Below are 17,975 nucleotides of genomic sequence, written 5' to 3' on the forward strand. Positions count from 1 at the left end.
AAACTAGACTTCAAGTGAGTCGTAAATCACTACTTTCGACCATAGGTGGCTATAGTTCTTCACAAAATCAAGATGTATGGGGTGTATTTGGTAAGCCGCCTGGCCAGCGAGGTCTTTGAACAAAGCCAATTCTGAAACTCCCCAGCTATCATCGATTACCGATCTTTTTTCCGTAGCTGCAACAATGCCTATTGTAAGCTTCTGTACCGAATCAATCTGCCTGAGGGTTTTTATTCCCTTTATTAATAGTTCCCTGTCTTCTTCCGAGCCAGGATTTTTGAGCCAGAAATAAACCTGGTGAGCGATATTTCCTTTTTCCGTATCCATATTTGGAGTCCCATTGACAACCGTGGTCGCCGCGAGGCCTGCAGCCGTTACGATGAATTTTCTTCTGTTAGATTTGACCATAATAGATTTAAATGCTTCTTAAACCTAGATTATTTTTTTGACAAAGCAAAGTGCTAACACCCTGAAGATGGGTGTATAAAGAAGATCGCGAATAGGTTGAGAATTATTCTGTCGGCAAAGTAAACCAGAAGGTACTACCCTCACCTTCAACTGAATCAACACCAATTTTGCCGCCATGCCTTTCGATAATTTCGGCTGAGATGTATAAACCAAGCCCTAAACCTGAAAATTGTATACCTGATGGGTCTACCCGGTAATATCTATCAAATAAGTGCGGGAGTTTTTCCGGGGAAATTCCAATTCCGAAATCCTGAACCGATACTTTCGCTACCCCATCTTGTCGGCTAATGTCTAGTCTAATAGTTTTTGATTCCGGAGCATATTTAATAGCATTGTTTACAAGATTTACTACAACCTGATCAATTCGCTGAAAATCTGCAAGGATTTCCACACCTTTTTCGCCTTCAATGATGAAGTTATAGCTGTCATCAGCTTTGACATGGCTGCAGCAATCAGATATCAATTTCGTAAGGTTAAATCTTGTTTTATTAAGCGGAAGCTGGCCGTGCTGGATTTTCGAAACATTCATCAGGTCCTCTGTCAGATAAAGCACCTTAGACAAGTTTTTGTTAGCTTTTTCAACAAATTCCGGGATCTTGTCCGAAGTCTTATTTGACTGCATCAGCCTGGTAAGAATCTGCATAGATGCTTTCAGAGATGTAAGGGGTGTTTTTAATTCGTGGCTTGCAACACTAATAAATTCATCTTTTTGTTGGGAAATCTTCCGCCGGTTTGTTACATCCATAAATGTAACCACACCGCCGGTCAACGTACCGTTTTGATCGCGAATAGGAGCCGCATTTACAGAAATATAAAAGCGTTCGCCATTAATTGGCTGAATAGCAATTTCATGATCATAAACTTCTTTTTCAGTAGACAACATCAACGCTAATGGATGGTCTTTGTGTGTAAGTGGTTCGCCGCTTACTTTCAAATTTTGCCATTTATCCGTACCGTAAATACTACTCAAACTTTCTTGATTGTTAATAAAAAAGATCTTCTGCGCCATTGGATTCGCATAGGTCAGATTACCCGAAACATCAACTATTACAACCCCCTCAGCCATCGTTTCAAGAATGCGTGTGAGTCGATCCTGATTTGCCCGCAGATCATCTTCTGCTCTGGTTTTTTTAACTATGGTGATTTCCAGTTCCTTTGTTCTTTCTTTTACCGTATTCTCCAGATTGGCGTTTAATTCCTGGGCAATCTTTTGTGCATCCTCAAGTTGTAAATTCTTCTGACGTAAAAGTTGCTGGGTTTCTTTTTGACTGCTTAAATCCGTTAAGATGATGCTCATGGAGCTTCCTTCGTCAAGTTCGAGGGTTTTAAGGGAAAGCAGTACAGGCGGATTTAATCCATTTCTGCTTTTCAGCTTTAGTTCTCCCTTGACGTTTTCGTTCCATGCTTTTGATATCAGAAACTTGAACGAACCCTGGTATTGCTGCGGAAGAAATTTTTCGAAGGGTTGCCCGATGACCTTTTCAAGAGGTATATCAATCATTTTAGCAAACTGGCTGTTTGAATACAGAATGGTATTGGACTGATTTAGAGTTACAGCACCTTCTGTCATCTGCTCGATAAAAATGCGGTATGTGTGATCTGCACTTTTGAGCGTAAAAATTTGATGGCCCTCTTTATCTTTAACAACTAAAGCATCAATTTCACCCGAACGAATTGCTTCAATGGTATCATTAGATTCCTCCAATTGAATGCGAAGTTCATTCAGCTCAGCAAGTAACTTGATATGTGATGAATTCTCCAAATTAATTTTACACTAATCCCAATCCTTTTAAAACTTTATCTTTTTCAGACATATCACCAACTAATCGCCTTTTTGGCAAAGGTGATTTTTTTATTAGCATAGGAACAGCAGTGACATCTTCATTACGCACCAACAAGGGCTGTTGATGAATGTCTATTATTTCAAGTTCATGTCGGCCTTTCAGATGATTTTCGCAAATAATCTTTAGGTTGTTAATGGCCCGAACCGAATTTGGCGAAGTACCACTCACAAACAATCTAAGAATGTAAAACTCTTCGTCTGTTTGGTTCTCACCGTTACTGCTGTCGCTCATGAGCTTATTTATAATTGCTTGATGTCAAGCCCAACCAATACCTTTTCCTGGTTAGAGAGGTCGCCAATAATTTTTCTTACAGGTTCTGGTACTTTTTTTACAAGCGTTGGAATGGCCAGGATCTGGTCTCCTTCAGCAAGCTGCGGGTTAATCAGTAAGTCAATAACCTCAATCGAATATTGTCCCTTTAAATGCTCTTCACAATATTTCTTCAAATTGTTCAGGGCAGTAATGGACCGGGACGTCTTTCCCGCTATATAAAGTCTTAATTGATATTGCTTCTCCACTATTTTCTATTTTTTTTAGTCGGCAAAATATCTCTGGCATTCCCTTTTCGTAATTCCGTCATCTTTTTACGATTCTCTTCCATAACAGCCTTTTTAATATCTTCCTCAACATAAACTTTATTTAGTTCTTCCTCTGCTGATTCAAATTCACTTCTAAGGCTTTCTATTTTTGCCTCAAGCATGGTGCGTTTTCTTATAATCTCCCGATCTTTTCGTGATAATGCATGAGTATGAAGCACCGCTCCCGTTTCCTCCTGCAGCATTTGTTGCATACGGGCAGAACCAGTCAAAACTCCTTCAGGGCCTAAATAAACATCTACAAGATCTAAACCGTTTTCACTGATCACAAATTCCCTTACCTGATTGGAATGTGGCATACCACGAGACTTCATGATATATAAACCTTTGTTTCTTTCCCCGTTGGATTCAATATCCCTGATCAAAATCCACGCATCTACGAGCGATGACACACCTTCATCGGTCTGTTCATTCACAATGGTGTTGAGGCTTAGGGCGGTGAACATAACCGTGATCTGCTCGGACTGGAAGAAGTCAATAAGGCGTACGAGCATAGATTTAACCTCACTCACCGAGCCTACAGTTATTAAATTAGTAATGGGGTCCAACACGACAATCTTAGGCTTGAATTTGCGGATAGCTTTATGGATTGCCACAAGGTGCATTTCCAAGCCATACAGTGTTGGTCTTGAAGCATAAAATTGCAGCATACCCTTGTCAAGGTGCTTCTGAAGGTCCATACCTATGGACTTCATATTCCGTATGATTTGTTGAGGCGATTCTTCGAAAGCAAAAAACAAACATTTTTCCTTTCGTTCACAGGCAGCATTTACAAAACTCGCTGCAACACTTGTCTTACCAGTTCCTGCAGTTCCTGAAACGAGCACACTGCTGCCTTTATAAAAGCCTCCCTCAGTTAACATAGTATCCAGGGAACGAATACCGGAAGAAATTCTTTGGGTAGAGACCGGTTTGTCTAGATTCAGCGAGGTAACGGGCAAAACTGAAATGCCGTCCTCATCGATAAGAAATGGGTATTCATTTGTGCCATGTAGAGACCCTCTATATTTAACTACTCTCAGACGCCTGGTGGAAATCTGATCAATTACCCGGTGATCTAAGAGGATGACACAGTCTGAAACATATTCTTCAAGTCCTTGTCTTGTCAAACTTGGTCCGTCCCGTTCGCCTGTAATCACGGCAGTTACACCTTTTTCTTTAAGCCATTGGAAAAGACGACGAATCTCAGCTCGTAGGATTCCCTGATTGGAGAGGCCGGAGAACAAGTTTTCTATTGTATCTAACACCACGCGCTTTGCACCAATGCTGTCAATAGCATATCCAAGCCTAATAAAAAGGCCATCGAGATTATACTCGCCTGTTTCTGCAATTTCGCTTTTATCTATATGGACATAATCGAGTTTTATCAGTTTTTGCTCTTCCAGTGTTCTTAAATCAAACCCAAGGGAAGCGACATTCGTTGCTAATTCATGCGCTTTCTCCTCAAACGCCATAAAAACGCCGGGCTCGTTATAATCCATTGCACCTCTGATTATAAATTCGAGTGAGAACAGAGTTTTACCGCATCCCGCTGTTCCGCACACCAAGGTGGGCCTTCCAGTTGGTAAGCCACCAAATGTTATTTCATCCAAACCGCTGATTCCAGTTGGTGTTTTGGCCAATTTGGGAGTCCGCGGTATTTTTGGAATTTTAGTGTTTTTTGCCATTCACTTCAATTTCGATATTTCCTGAAATATCCTTTATAACACAATGATTTGATTATCAACAAAAATAGGCTGCTAGTGTTTGTCAGGGTCCCTATTTCGTGACCGAGCAATTATATTAATTAACTTCGATTCTAGAAAAAATACTGGCGGATAGGTTTGTCCTGATTTGTGTCCTTATTTCCAGACTAGTGTGTACATTTAATTAGGCCACTGTCTAATTTTTTAAACAAAAAAAAATCCCGTGGGGACGGGATTCTTTTGTTGTTTAACTTTTAACTGAGGAAAAAGAACGATCTTATGGTTTAGAGGAATAAGATATACTAGTAATACAAAAAGTCTGCCATTCTCGGTTCAGGTTTAAATTGTCTTGATTACCTTTCGCTCTATAAACCTCGCAAATGAAAATTGTAGTTTTAGATGGGTATACGCTTAACCCTGGCGATCTAAGCTGGATTGGACTCAAAATGCTTGGGCACCTTACAGTTTATGACCGGACACCAGCCAATCTTATTTTAGAGCGTTGTGAAGGGGCTGAAATAGTTTTTACCAATAAGACACCACTTGGTGCAGAGGTAATTCACCAGCTTTCCAACCTGCAGTTTATAGGTGTTTTAGCAACAGGTTATAATGTTGTTGACGTGGCTGCTGCTACAGCCAGTCAGATCATCGTGTCTAATGTTCCCGGTTATGGGACGGCTTCAGTAGCACAGTTCACAATAGCCCTTCTTTTGGAATTGTGCCACCGCGTTCAAAGGCATAGCGACAGCGTGCTTTCCGGAAAGTGGTCTCGAAGCCCGGATTTCAGTTATTGGGATTCTCCTCTGGTAGAGCTACAGGGGAAAACAATAGGTATCATTGGCTTCGGCGATATCGGCTCAAAACTTGGCGATCTCGCTACTGCATTTGGAATGAACATTATTGCGACAGGCAGACGTCGAACCGGTCAGGGGAACCGCAAAAATTTCGCATGGGCTGATCTTAACACACTGCTTGCTGAGTCAGATGTGGTGAGTTTACATTGCCCGCTGTATCCTGAGACGCAGGGGCTAATAAATGCTGACCGGCTACAACGGATGAAGCACTCGGCATTTTTGCTAAATACATCCCGTGGACCTCTTGTAGTTGAAGAAGATCTTGCAATTGCCCTTAATACCGGTCAAATAGCGGGTGCGGCTATTGATGTACTTTCAACTGAGCCTCCCTCACTGGGAAACCCTTTATTTACAGCCAAAAATTGCATTATTACTCCACATATAGCCTGGGCAACCCGGGAAGCCAGGGAAAGGCTTATGGGAATTGCTGTTGAAAATTTATCAGCGTTTATCAAAGGAACACCGATAAATATTGTTAAATCTTAGTGTAGATTCTACACTTTAATTTCCGATATTGCTCTAAGGCCAGCCCTATTGCAGTTGCCGAAGAAGATCTGAACAAAAGTATTATTAAGTCAAATTTAAGCACAAAAAGATGAAGCCAATGACAAATTACCGTTGGACAATTTGTTCCCTGGTATTTTTTGCGACTACTATTAATTATCTGGACAGACAGGTGATTAGTTTATTAAAGCCTGTTCTCGAAAAGGAATTTCAATGGACTGAATCGGACTACGCGAACATTGTTGCTGCCTTCCAGTTAGCTTATGCTCTGGGAATGGTTGGAATTGGGAGTGTCATCGACAAAATAGGAACTAAACTAGGCTATGCGATTTCTTTATTCCTTTGGAGTATAGCATCGATCATGCATGCATTTGCAACCAGCACTTTTGGCTTTGGCGTATTCAGGGCATTTCTCGGTGTGACCGAAGCAGGAAATTTTCCGGCTGCAATTAAGGTTGTTGCGGAATGGTTTCCAAAAAAAGAGCGGGCACTTGCAACCGGAATTTTCAACTGTGGAACTAACATCGGGGCGGTTATTGCACCACTTGTTGTTCCATGGCTAGCTGTGACATATGGGTGGCAAATGGCCTTTATTGCCACTGGTGCAGTTGGCTTCTTATGGCTTGCATTTTGGTTTTCGATGTATAAGTTACCGGCACAACATAAACGCGTTTCTGAAGCTGAATTGGCATATATACACAGTGATCCTGATATGAATGAAACAGGATCTGAAGACACAAAAACTACAATTCCATGGACTAAACTCTTGACCTACAAACAGACCTGGGCGTTTGCAGTAGGTAAATTTCTTTCCGATGGAGTTTGGTGGTTTTTCCTTTTCTGGTTACCAGCATTCTTAATTGCCGAATACGGACTGGTAGGAATGGAAGTTAGTATTCCTGTTGCAGTAGTTTATATAATGGCTGGTGTAGGCAGCATACTGGGCGGGTGGCTTCCAATGTGGTTTGTAAGAAGCAAAGGGTGGAGTATGGTAAGAGCCAGAAAAACATCCATGCTTATTTACGCAATCTTTCCACTGATGGTAATGTTTTCGCAGGAAGCAGGATCTTATAATATGTGGTATGCGGTAATAATTATTGGAATTGCAGCCTCTGCACATCAGGCCTGGTCGGCCAATATATTTACAACTGTGTCAGATATGTTTCCCAAAAGATCCATCGGTGCTGTAATAGGAATAGGAGGAATGTTTGGCGGCTTTGGTGCAATACTAATTGCAAAAACCGCCGGTGCACTATTGGATCATTATCGATCAATAGGCCAGATCGAAACCGGTTATTATATTTTATTCTTGTTTTGTGGTACTGCCTATTTAATTGCATGGTTTTTAATGTTCCGGGTTCTGGTGCCCAAGATGACACCAATTTCTGAACTGTAGTTTCGGCCAATGTGATTTTTTGTGCTAATTTTAAAATATGAAAACATCAATTCAGGGGTAGGATATTGTGCCACCTGAAATGCGACTCGCGGTTATTATTGCAGTGAACATTTATAAACAGAAATATCACGGCTTGCGCCAAAAAACAATTTGCTATGGTTAAAACATCAGAATCCCGTCGGGATTTTATTAAGAAAACTGTCACCGGTGCTGCCGCCTTGTCTTTTGGTGGTATTTTACCAGGATTTAGCGCGAGCAGTTATGCCCGGATTTTAGGGGCGAACGAACGGTTGAAGATTGCTGTCATGGGAGTGAATTCCCGTGGACTTGCTCTTTCCAATAATTTTGCAGCTCAGAAGAATTGTGAAGTTTATAATGTTTGTGACGTAGACAGCCGGGCTGCTCAGGTTTGTATTGACAGTGTTCGGAAGATACAAGGCACCTCACCAACTGCAGTACCTGATTTCAGAAAAGCACTAGAAGATAAAGATGTTGATGCACTCGTAGTTGCCGCTCCAGACCATTGGCATGCACCAGCCGCTCTCCTGGCTTCGGCTGCCGGCAAGCACGTCTATCTTGAAAAGCCCTGCAGCCACAATCCCCATGAGGGAGAAATGCTGGTTGCTGCGGCACAGAAGTATAAAAATGTAATTCAAATGGGCAACCAGCGCCGCTCATGGCCAAATGTTGTTAAAGGTATTGAAGAACTCCATGCTGGTGTCATCGGGCGCCCGTACTTTGCCAAAACCTGGTATACAAATAATCGCCCTTCAATTGGGATAGGTAAGCCTGCCCCTGTACCTGCATGGCTCAATTACGATTTGTGGCAGGGACCAGCACCGCGGATGGCTTATAAGGATAATCTTATTCATTATAACTGGCATTGGCACTGGCACTGGGGTACTGGCGAAGCACTAAATAATGGTACTCACATGGTTGATTTAGCTCGCTGGGGCCTTGGTGTTGATTATCCGACCAAGGTTACTTCAGCAGGCGGTCGTTATCGTTTTCAAGATGATTGGGAGACTCCAGATACTCAGGTAATAACCATGGAATTCCCTAACCGGACAACTATAACCTGGGAAGGAAGAAGCTGTAACCCTCATCAAATCGAAGGTGATAGCGTGGGCGTTATCTTTTACGGCGACAATGGCTCGATGGTAATTACCGGAGGTAATGCTTACACGATATATGATCTCAAAAACAAGATCGTTAAACAGGTTAAGGCAGATTCTGTTGTTAATACCGGCAGTCTCACGAGCCCTTCCCAGCAACTGGATGCATTCCACCTCCAGAATTTCTTTGATGCAATAAAAAATGGCAAAGCATTAAATGCAGATATTTTTGGCGGACATAAAAGTACATTGTTAGTTCAGCTTGGAAATATTGCCCAACGCTCTGGAAAGACTTTGAATATTGATCCGACCAACGGGCATATAAAAAATGACAGGGATGCTATGAAATTTTGGAAGCGGGAATATCAAAGAGGATGGGAACCCAAAGTATAATAGGTTGTTTTAAAATACAGCCATAAAACCGATCCTGACCGACTAATGGTCAGGATCTCTTTTTTTAAAGCGCAATACGTTTTCATTTGATGGATCCTTTTTTTCTATAATAAGCCATCGAAAGCTTAATCATTCGGTTGTAGGTCTTCAATCCCCCCGGCTGTTTATTTACTTTCAAATAATTATCGTAAAAAATGCTGCTCAATCGGGCTGCACCTCCCTGATACTTTGTCCAGTAATCCCGTTCAGTTTGAAGATCCTGAATCACCCCGGGAGAAATCCTTGCTTTCATTTGGGTGAAGGCCGTGCTGTCGGCTCTCCAAACCTCATTCATAAATTCCTGCGCTGCTAAATAGTAAGCAGAATACTTCAACAGCCTGTTATCCGAAGATTTGCCAGCTATGAAACCTGCAAAATTGGCTTCATCTTCTGCTCCAAAACCCATTTGATGAGCCATTTCATGGCACGCCACAAATGGCTGGGTATACAAAGGCATCAAACTGTTAAACTGCGCTTCCCCCGTGAATGGATTGTAGTACCCTGCGGTACCGATATAATTTAGCAGGGGACTCAAAAGGCTTTTCTTTGCAGATGGCTTGATTGCGTGAAGGGGAGGATCAAAAGAAGATAGGCTTGAAACTGCTTTGGAAGCATGGGTTATTATTTCGTCATGTGAAATTCTGAAGTCCTGAGCTTTTAGGCGTGCGCGCGTGGCATTTGTTGAATCAATCAGCAGGGAAGTTAGGGATACAAGCTGTGCAACATCGTACTCCTTATTTTCAAGATTTAATCGGTCAATTGCTGGCTGTCTAAAGTAGTTTAGAGCCCAGAGCAGGTAAAATAACGCTATCGCAATTTCTATTTTAAGAATAAACCTTAAAAAAACAAAGCCCGCATCTGCTATTCGCTTCCGAATCAATAGCCTGACGAGCTTAACCACACCTATTGTAGTAAGTGAAACCACAAGAATGTAGAGGACATCGCCAAGGCTGAAAGGTATATAGTTGAAAAGGAATTGGAAACCACTTCGAACGAATGTATAGAGACCGGTCGAATAATATTTTTCAACAAACAAGGGGTATCTTTTCAGGCTGAAAATAATCATGAGCAAAATAAACATACATGCTATCCAAAGCAGTGTAGACTGCATTTTAGGAAACTGATTCTTCGTTGCTGCTTTCATCATTAACGGTATCCCATTGCCTGAAGATTAAATAGCTCTGCATAACGTCCTTTTCTATCCAGCAGCTCCTCATGGCTTCCAATCTCCACAAGCTCGCCTTTGTCGAGCACAAGGATCCGATCAGCCATTCTAACCGTTGAGAACCGATGTGAAATCAATACTGCCGACTTCCCTTTTGTGAGTTCTGCAAAGCGCTCAAAAACCTCGTATTCCGCTCTTGCATCCAGGGCAGCGGTAGGCTCATCTAGTATCATTAGCTGGGTGTCTTTCATATATGCCCGTGCGAGGGCAACTTTCTGCCATTCGCCCCCAGATAATTCCACGCCATCCGCAAAACGTTTTCCCAACATCTGATCATAATGGTCTGGCAGGCGTTTCGCCAAAAGATCAGCCAGACTCTTTTGGGCAGCTATTTCGATCAAGCTTCGATTATCTTTTTCGACGATGTTTCCTGTAGCAATATTTTGTGCAAATGTCATTTGATACTTTAAGAAATCCTGGAAAATAATACCCATATTTTTCCGAAGGTCAAACAGATCATACTGTTTTAAATCTATCCCGTCCAGAAGTATCCTGCCTTCTGTCGGGTCATACAAACGTGCAAGCAATTTAACAAGGGTAGATTTCCCTGCACCATTTTCGCCCACTAAGGCAAGTTTTTCCCCGGCGTGCAGCGTAAAGTTTAAATAACGATTTGCCCACCGATCTGAGTTGACATAGCGAAAGCCCACGTTTTCAAACGCGAATCCGGTTTTCATAGGTACGGGAAATGGTAGAGATCCCAAGACCGGAACGATTCGGGGCTTTATCTCGAAAAACTCGAAAAAATCGTTTAGGTATATTGCACCCTGAGAAATGCTGGTAAATCTGGTTAAAATACTCTCCAACAACCCGCGCATTTGTCTGAAAGATCCTGCAAGAAAGGTTAATTCACCGATACTTACTTTTCCTTCAATAGTTCTTAATATAATAATAACGTAGGCGAGATAATACCCGGCGCTTCCTAAAACAGAGAAAAATGCCCCCCACCCGGCGCGGCCTACGACCAATTTCTTGTTGTCTTTGTAGAATTTTCCGGATAGAGTCTTAAACCGGTCAGTTATAAAACCTGAGAGGTTGAAAATTTTTACCTCTTTGGCTGTTTCATCGCTAGCTCCGAGAAAACGGATGTAGTCCAATTCCCTCCGCTCAGGGGTCTGGCCACGGGTAAGCGCATAACTTTTATCATTAAAATGTGACTCTCCAAGAAATGATGGAATGATGGCAACAAATAGCAGCAGAATAAGCCAGGGGTTAAATGCGATAAGTCCACCCGCTAAAAATAACATTGTTATTATATCCTGAATTTGGCTCATTACCTGCGATAAGAGCATGGTTCTGCCAATCGTTTGCTGCCTTGCCCGTTCCATCTTATCATAAAATACAGAATCTTCAAATTGATCAAGATCGAGCGTCGCAGCATGATCCATTATTTGAACCGAGGTGAAATTTGAAAACAAATCACCTAAAAGACTGTCGATAAGAGTTATTGCCCGATTTAGTACATCCGTAATAATTGCAAGCCCGAATTCAATGCCAACCAGGATCCAGAGATCATCGTGGCTATTTGTCGGCGTTCCTTTACTGATTTCAACAACTTCGTCTATAATAAGCTTTCCAACATAGAGCATGGCCAGGGGAAGTGCTGATCGGATCAGGCGGAGAATCCCACTGGCTAGAGTCATTCCCGGATTTGTTTGCCATACTAACTTCAAAAACCCCGGTAAATTGGAAAGGGCGGACAAGCGCTGCCTAAATGTTAAATTATCTGCTGAAATAGAATTCCTCGGCTTCTTCTCGAAGCGGCTTTTTTCACTCATCCTGGGCAAACTTATATATTTAGTATCATACGGAATTCTCTGATGTTAAAACATTTCTAAGTGTCAACATTCATTGGTGTGTTATGTTTATGACTATACCGATTGCTTTGTTATTTATTGATGGGAGGACAGCATGGCGAAATGTAGATCATCGCAACAATGAAAATAAGCATCAGCAAATATGATTTGCTGATAAAAGCTTTGCTATATTCATATTTCCTATGAATCAGTGTGCAATACCATATTAATCTTTTAAGCATGACTATTATAAAGAATTACGACGAATTTGAAGCCTACCTCGGCAAGGATCTGGGCACTTCACCATATCATAAAATTGACCAGGCACAAATCAATCAGTTTGCAGATGCAACTCTGGACCATCAATGGATACACGTAAATGCTGCAAAAGCCGAAAGTGAGGGCCCCTTTAAAGCAACAATTGCCCATGGTTATCTTACTCTCTCTCTTATACCTTATCTATGGAAGAAAATTGTCGATATCCAGAATCTAAAGATGGAAATCAATTATGGGATTGAAGACTTAAGATTCGGTCAGGCTGTAGTGGTCGATAGTGAAGTCAGGCTCAAGGTTAAATTGGTGGCAATCGCTAACCTCCGCGGGATCACGAAAGCAACTATCCATGTTGAACTTGAAGTTAAAGATCAAAAAAAGGCTGCATTTGCCGGGAATGTTGTTTTCTTATACCATTTCATCGATTAGATAGTTTCTATCTGTGCATCAATGATTGGTTTTAATTGTATTGCCTGAATAACTCCCGATTGCCGCCATTTAATTTCACCGTTTTTAAAAAGAATGAGTGTTGGAACACTTTGGACATTATATTGACGGGCAATTGCCGGGTTTTTATCAATATCGACCTTGAGTATTTTCGCTTTGTCCCCAACCATTGATTTTAGCTGTTTAAGGATTGGTGCCATCATTTTGCAAGGGCCGCACCACTCTGCTGAAAAATCGACGAGCACTGGCTGATCGGATTTCAAAATGTTATTGAACGCAGACATAAATTCACTTTTATACGTTGCTAAATTGCAGACAATATATAATTTTTAACAATTCTGTTTTGACGTACACCATATAAAGACCGTACTTTTACGTAACTGTTTTGCCAGGATATTGTTTAGCTAATTTTGCCCTGTAATAGAATGAACACTTCTGTTGATCTTTTAGTCAATATTATTTCAGCCACACCAACAGCCATTGCGGTTGTGGATTTGGAGATGAAGTATATTGCCGTTTCACAACAGTGGATTGACGACTATAATCTAAAGGGCCAAAAAATAATTGGAATATCCCATTACGATCTCTTCCCTGAAATCGGGGATGAGTGGAAGGCGATTCATGCAGACTGCTTGAAAGGTAAAGCGCAAAAGAACTCCCAGGATAAGTTCGTCAGGATGAATGGCGAAGTGCAGTGGCTTAGTTGGGATATCCGTCCCTGGAAAGATGACAGCGGGACCATATGCGGGATGGTGATGTATTCTGAAGATATCACTAAGCGGGTAGTTGACGAATTAAGACTTAAACGTAATCTTGACCTGTTCAATGAAACAAATGAAGCGGCCAGGATAGGATCATGGGAATACGACATTATTACAGGGTCCATGTTTTGGTCTTCAATGGTAAAACATATTTATGAGGTTGAAGAAGACTTTGTGCCTGACCTGCAAACAATTCGCGAATTTTTCAAAGATGATCTGAATCGAGATTTATCTGATTCGTTAATTGCTGAAGCAATAAACGATGGAAAGTCTTTTGATATAGACCTGGAGATTATTACTGCTAAGGGCGATCCTCTATGGATTCGCATACGCGGGAATCCTCATTTCAAAGATGGATCCTGCATTAGAATATCAGGTACAATTCAGGATATCCAAGAGCTAAAAATCCGGAGCATCCAGTTAAAAGACAGTGAGGAGAAATATAAATCAATTCTGGAAAACTCCCTGAACGCACATTTCCTGATCCAGCCAGACGGATATATTCTTGAAGCAAATAAGGCTGCATTGGATATGTTCGGATACACAATTGACGAGATGCGAGCATTAGGCAGGACGGGTATTATGGACACTGATGATCCCAATTTGGCGGCATATGTTAAAAAAAGGGAGCAAACAGGTTCTGCGAATGCTGAACTTACAGGAATAAGAAAAAACGGTGAACGCTTTCCGCACGAGATATCCTCTGTATCGTTCGTAGATTCAAACGGTGTCCAGCGGACGAGTGTTTCCATGGTTGATATCACAGAGCGAAAAAAAGCTGAAGAAAATCTGCGTTTGAGTGAAGCGGAATTTCGTGCCGCATTTGAGTATTCAGCGCTTGGAATGTCGCTGATGGATATAAATGGTAAGTGGATAAGGGTTAATGAAAGTTTCTGTCGTATTCTAGGATATACTAACCGGGAATTGATGTCCCGTACTTTGAAAGAAATTTCACACCCCGACGATCGTGATATGGATTTGCCGTTGATGGAAGAAGTTTTAAAAGGAATAAAAAAATCCTATCAAATCGAAAAGCGTTTTCTACATAAGAGCGGAGCCGTAGTTTGGGTTCATCAGGCTACTTCCGTTGTTCATGACATAGACTATAAGCCATCCCACTGGACCGTCCAGATCCAGGATATCACGGAGCAAAAAAATATTGAAAGTGCTTTACGCGAAGAACGTGAACTGCTCCGTACACTGATTGACAATATACCTACAGGGATTTTTATTAAGGATTTGGAGTCGCGAAAACTGCTTGTCAATAAAGCGGAGTGCGAGTTTATGGGTGCAAAACAGCCCTCAGAAATTCTGGGTAAAGATGATTTTGAGTTATTTCCTTTGGATTTCGCTCGCATTGCCATTGCAGAGGACCAGGAGGTTTTTAAATCAGGGAAGTCAATTGTAAATCGTGAAAAAATTGTAACGTGGATCGATGGAAGTACAAGATGCCTCTTAAGCTCGAAAATTCCATTATATGATAATGGCAAGATCACAGGCTTGCTAGGAATAACTTACGATATAACAAAAATTAAAGAAGCCGAAAGTGCATTGTTTGAAAGCGAACAAAAGTATCGGCGAATATTTGAAAATATTCAAGATGTTTTCTATCAAACGGATCAGGCAGGGATAGTAACTGAAATCAGCCCTTCGATAGAAAAGCATTCGGGATATGCACGGGATGAGGTTATTGGAAAGCCTGTCACAGACTTTTACTTCAATATCGAGGATAGAGAACAACTAGTAGAGACCATTAAGGCCAACCGGATAGTTACCGATTTTGAAGTACGTTTAAAAACGAAGGCAGGAGAGAAAAAATATTCATCAGTGAATGCTCAGTTGATTATTCGTAATGGGGAGGTTATTGGGACGGAAGGCAGTATGCGTGATGTTACGGAAAGGAAACTGCAGCAAGATTCGCTAAAATCTCTCAACCACGACCTTAACACGCTTAATGATCAGAAAAATAAGCTCTTATCTGTAATTGCCCACGATTTAAGAAACCCTATTGCAGGATGTGTGGGTTTGCTTGAAGTAGTGTTTATGGACATCGACAATACAAGCAAGGACGAGCTAATCGAGTATATGCAGATGATGCAGAAAGGTGTTCTCAATGCACATGAATTACTCGAAGATCTTTTGGAATGGGCAAGAATCCAATTTCATTCAGTTGATTTCATTCCTTCAAAGATAGACGACCTCGCCAGTGACGTCAGACATACTATTAAGAAGCTTGCACCGCTTGCTGAGGCTAAAAACATTACGTTAAATCAGGAGATAAAAGAAGGTGTATCGATAATGGCCGACAAACACATGCTGGCTTCGATCATCCGGAACCTCGTAACCAATGCAATAAAATTCACTAACAAAGAAGGTACTGTACTTATTTCTGCTAAAAGAAAGGGAGATGGTTATCTCTTTTCGGTTACTGACGACGGCATAGGGATTCCTCCTGATGATATGGGAAAGTTATTTAGCGACGACACTGGATTTACGTCATATGGTACACTTGGTGAAAAAGGTACTGGTATGGGACTTGGCCTGTGCCGAAATTTTGTTGAACGCCACGGTGGAAAAATCTGGGTAGAAAGTATTCAGGGGAAAGGAAGTACTTTTTACTTCAATATTCCCGATCAGGAAAAACTTCTTTAAAGCCGAATCCCACATTTTTTAAATAGCCTTCACTTTTTAAGGCCGGTTTTAAATCCATTATATTTGCGCCCTTAACCTTTTGCTTCACTATTAGTCCAATATGCCTACCTCCCGAAAAGCAGCAATGAGCTTTATTTTTATTACCCTACTAATTGATGTAACGGGGCTTGGACTTATAATTCCGGTATTTCCGGAGCTTATAAAACAGCTAACGCATGGAAACATTAGCGAAGCTTCTCAATGGAGCGGCTGGCTAACATTTGCTTATGCCATTATGCAATTTGTATGCGCTCCAATTATTGGTAATTTAAGTGATAAATATGGCAGAAGGCCAGTACTCCTGCTGTCCTTATTTGGTTTTGGTATAGATTATATCTTCCTGTCATTGGCTCCCAGTATTTGGTGGTTGTTCCTGGGGAGAATAATTGCTGGCATATTCGGTGCAAGTTTTACTACTGCAACCGCTTATATTGCTGATATCAGTACCGATGAGAATCGGGCTCAGAATTTTGGCATGATTGGGGCTGCTTTTGGACTCGGGTTTATTATTGGTCCCGGATTAGGTGGCTTACTTGGAGAGCTTGGTCCGCGCGTACCTTTTATTGCTGCTGCGATCCTTACATTTCTGAACGTTATATATGGATACTTCGTTCTTCCTGAGTCTCTTACAAAAGAGCATCGAAGGCCATTCGAATGGAAGCGAGCCAACCCTTTAGGTTCACTGCTGCAATTGAAAAAATATAAAGGAGTTGGTGGTTTGATTGTTTCGCTGATTTTTGTCTACATCTCTGCCCATGCAGTACAAAGCACATGGACATTTTTCAATATCGAAAAATTCAACTGGAGCAACGCGCTTATGGGAATATCCTTAACTGTTGTTGGATTGCTGGTTGCTTTGGTTCAGGGTGTATTAATCCGGTATACTAACCCAAGACTCGGCGACGAAAAAAGTATTTATGTTGGATTAGGCCTTTATTCATTAGGATTATTCTTATTCGCATTTGCCAACCAGGGATGGATGATGTTCGCATTCTTGATCCCTTATTGCCTAGGAGGAATTGCAGGGCCGGCACTTCAGTCGATAATATCAGGGAACGTCCCCAAAAATGAGCAAGGTGAACTTCAAGGGGCCTTAACCAGCCTGATGAGTGCGACGTCGATTGTCGGACCATTGCTGATGACCAACCTTTTTGCCTGGTTTACCAGACCCGGTGCTCCTGTGAAGTTTGCCGGTGCCCCTTTCTTCGCGGGAGCAATTTTAATGTTTGTAAGTGCGGTCATTGCTGCCCGCACAATGAAACGGGACGTCTTTATCAACAGGAAAACAAATCCCTGATTATAGTTTTACTTTGAAAACATCGTCAATTTTATCGACTCCAACACGATCGATTCTTGCGAGATAATCAGAAGTTTCTGAGTAATATTTTTGAATGTGCTCACGGTAAGCATCTTTGCTCACATTTTTTAAGCGAGATATTATATAGCTCTGGTAAAGAGCGTAATCAACTACAGATTCTTTCCAATTTGAATATGAAGCATGACCTCTGTTTATTCCAATTGCTGAAGTAGGTCTTAATTCCGCCATCTTCATTCCAAACAGATTATGGTTTTCTTTGAAAATATCGGAGGTAAAATTACCTGTTTCGAGTCTTGCTTGTGATAGGGCAACTTCGGGGTATTTAATCTTGAGTTCTTTCATCAAAGCGATTAATGCCTTTTCAGAAAACTCATTCGGAATATTACTTATTTGGGATTGTTTACCCCTTCCTTCTGAAGCATTTAATATACCTTTTGCATTATATGCAAACCCAATCCCGTAGCCTAGTGCCAGCACCAGTACGTGGTAAATGTATTTCTTCATAGTTTTTCCTTGCTTAAATAGATCCTTCATAATTTTTCTCAGTTAGGTTGATCGTTGTGATAATCG

Annotated in this window: 15 protein-coding genes; 6 read left to right on the forward strand and 9 right to left on the reverse strand. The window is 41.4% G+C overall.

The genetic code is table 11. The features are described from left to right. Nucleotides 1-3: 3 nt before the first annotated feature. The 5 genes from B5X60_RS13270 to kaiC all read right to left on the reverse strand — a co-directional run bounded on the left by B5X60_RS13270 (nt 4) and on the right by kaiC (nt 4,575). The gene (locus tag B5X60_RS13270) at nt 4-408 is read right to left on the reverse strand and encodes a Dabb family protein (RefSeq protein WP_079703159.1); all 405 of its coding nucleotides are present in this window, start codon (nt 406-408) and stop codon (nt 4-6) included. A gap of 103 nt (nt 409-511) precedes the next feature. After that, the gene (locus tag B5X60_RS13275; RefSeq protein ID WP_079703160.1) at nt 512-2,230 is read right to left on the reverse strand and encodes a PAS domain-containing sensor histidine kinase; all 1,719 of its coding nucleotides are present in this window, start codon (nt 2,228-2,230) and stop codon (nt 512-514) included. Nucleotides 2,231-2,237: 7 nt separating this feature from the next. Next, nucleotides 2,238-2,543, reverse strand: coding sequence for a circadian clock KaiB family protein (locus B5X60_RS13280; protein WP_079703161.1), 306 nt, complete (start codon nt 2,541-2,543; stop codon nt 2,238-2,240). A gap of 8 nt (nt 2,544-2,551) precedes the next feature. Then, nucleotides 2,552-2,830, reverse strand: a complete 279-nt coding sequence (gene kaiB / locus B5X60_RS13285; RefSeq protein WP_221406247.1) for a circadian clock protein KaiB — start codon at nt 2,828-2,830, stop codon at nt 2,552-2,554. Further along, on the reverse strand, nt 2,830-4,575 hold the full coding sequence (gene kaiC, locus B5X60_RS13290) for a circadian clock protein KaiC (RefSeq protein ID WP_079703163.1): 1,746 nt from the start codon (nt 4,573-4,575) through the stop codon (nt 2,830-2,832). Before kaiC ends, kaiB begins: the two co-directional genes overlap by 1 nt. Before the next feature lie 398 nt (nt 4,576-4,973). Between kaiC and B5X60_RS13295 the strand changes: the two genes are divergently transcribed. The 3 genes from B5X60_RS13295 to B5X60_RS13305 all read left to right on the forward strand — a co-directional run bounded on the left by B5X60_RS13295 (nt 4,974) and on the right by B5X60_RS13305 (nt 8,855). Beyond that, nucleotides 4,974-5,933, forward strand: a complete 960-nt coding sequence (locus tag B5X60_RS13295) for a D-2-hydroxyacid dehydrogenase (RefSeq protein ID WP_079703164.1) — start codon at nt 4,974-4,976, stop codon at nt 5,931-5,933. 118 nt (nt 5,934-6,051) lie between these two features. Further along, nucleotides 6,052-7,347, forward strand: coding sequence for an MFS transporter (locus tag B5X60_RS13300; RefSeq protein WP_245803521.1), 1,296 nt, complete (start codon nt 6,052-6,054; stop codon nt 7,345-7,347). Between the two features lie 155 nt (nt 7,348-7,502). Beyond that, the gene (locus B5X60_RS13305) at nt 7,503-8,855 is read left to right on the forward strand and encodes a Gfo/Idh/MocA family protein (protein WP_079703166.1); all 1,353 of its coding nucleotides are present in this window, start codon (nt 7,503-7,505) and stop codon (nt 8,853-8,855) included. 82 nt (nt 8,856-8,937) lie between these two features. Here the strand turns inward: B5X60_RS13305 and B5X60_RS13310 are convergent, their stop codons facing one another. Together B5X60_RS13310 and B5X60_RS13315 are read right to left on the reverse strand one after the other, a co-directional pair. Further along, complete coding sequence (locus B5X60_RS13310) at nt 8,938-10,005, reverse strand: DUF3810 domain-containing protein (protein WP_221406248.1); 1,068 nt, start codon at nt 10,003-10,005, stop codon at nt 8,938-8,940. A gap of 35 nt (nt 10,006-10,040) precedes the next feature. Beyond that, a complete protein-coding gene (locus B5X60_RS13315; RefSeq protein WP_079703168.1) occupies nt 10,041-11,897 on the reverse strand; it encodes an ABC transporter ATP-binding protein in 1,857 nt (618 codons plus the stop codon). A gap of 258 nt (nt 11,898-12,155) precedes the next feature. On the opposite strand from B5X60_RS13315, the gene B5X60_RS13320 reads away from it, so the two are divergent. Further along, the gene (locus B5X60_RS13320) at nt 12,156-12,617 is read left to right on the forward strand and encodes a MaoC family dehydratase (RefSeq protein WP_079703169.1); all 462 of its coding nucleotides are present in this window, start codon (nt 12,156-12,158) and stop codon (nt 12,615-12,617) included. On the opposite strand, the gene trxA is transcribed toward B5X60_RS13320, so the two are convergent. Continuing rightward, entirely contained in the window at nt 12,614-12,919 is a 306-nt protein-coding gene (gene trxA, locus B5X60_RS13325; RefSeq protein ID WP_079703170.1) for a thioredoxin, read from the reverse strand. The two genes, B5X60_RS13320 and trxA, sit on opposite strands and share 4 nt — an antisense overlap. 141 nt (nt 12,920-13,060) lie before the next feature. On the opposite strand from trxA, the gene B5X60_RS13330 reads away from it, so the two are divergent. Both B5X60_RS13330 and B5X60_RS13335 read left to right on the forward strand, forming a co-directional pair. Next, nucleotides 13,061-16,048, forward strand: coding sequence for a PAS domain S-box protein (locus B5X60_RS13330; protein WP_079703171.1), 2,988 nt, complete (start codon nt 13,061-13,063; stop codon nt 16,046-16,048). Between the two features lie 100 nt (nt 16,049-16,148). Next, the gene (locus B5X60_RS13335) at nt 16,149-17,384 is read left to right on the forward strand and encodes a TCR/Tet family MFS transporter (protein WP_079703172.1); all 1,236 of its coding nucleotides are present in this window, start codon (nt 16,149-16,151) and stop codon (nt 17,382-17,384) included. Here the strand turns inward: B5X60_RS13335 and B5X60_RS13340 are convergent, their stop codons facing one another. Further along, nucleotides 17,385-17,939, reverse strand: a complete 555-nt coding sequence (locus tag B5X60_RS13340; RefSeq protein ID WP_079703173.1) for a glucosaminidase domain-containing protein — start codon at nt 17,937-17,939, stop codon at nt 17,385-17,387. It abuts the gene before it with no gap. Nucleotides 17,940-17,975 lie beyond the last annotated feature (36 nt).

It is taken from the genome of Daejeonella lutea, from assembly GCF_900168015.1.
GTDB classification, from domain to species: domain Bacteria; phylum Bacteroidota; class Bacteroidia; order Sphingobacteriales; family Sphingobacteriaceae; genus Daejeonella; species Daejeonella lutea.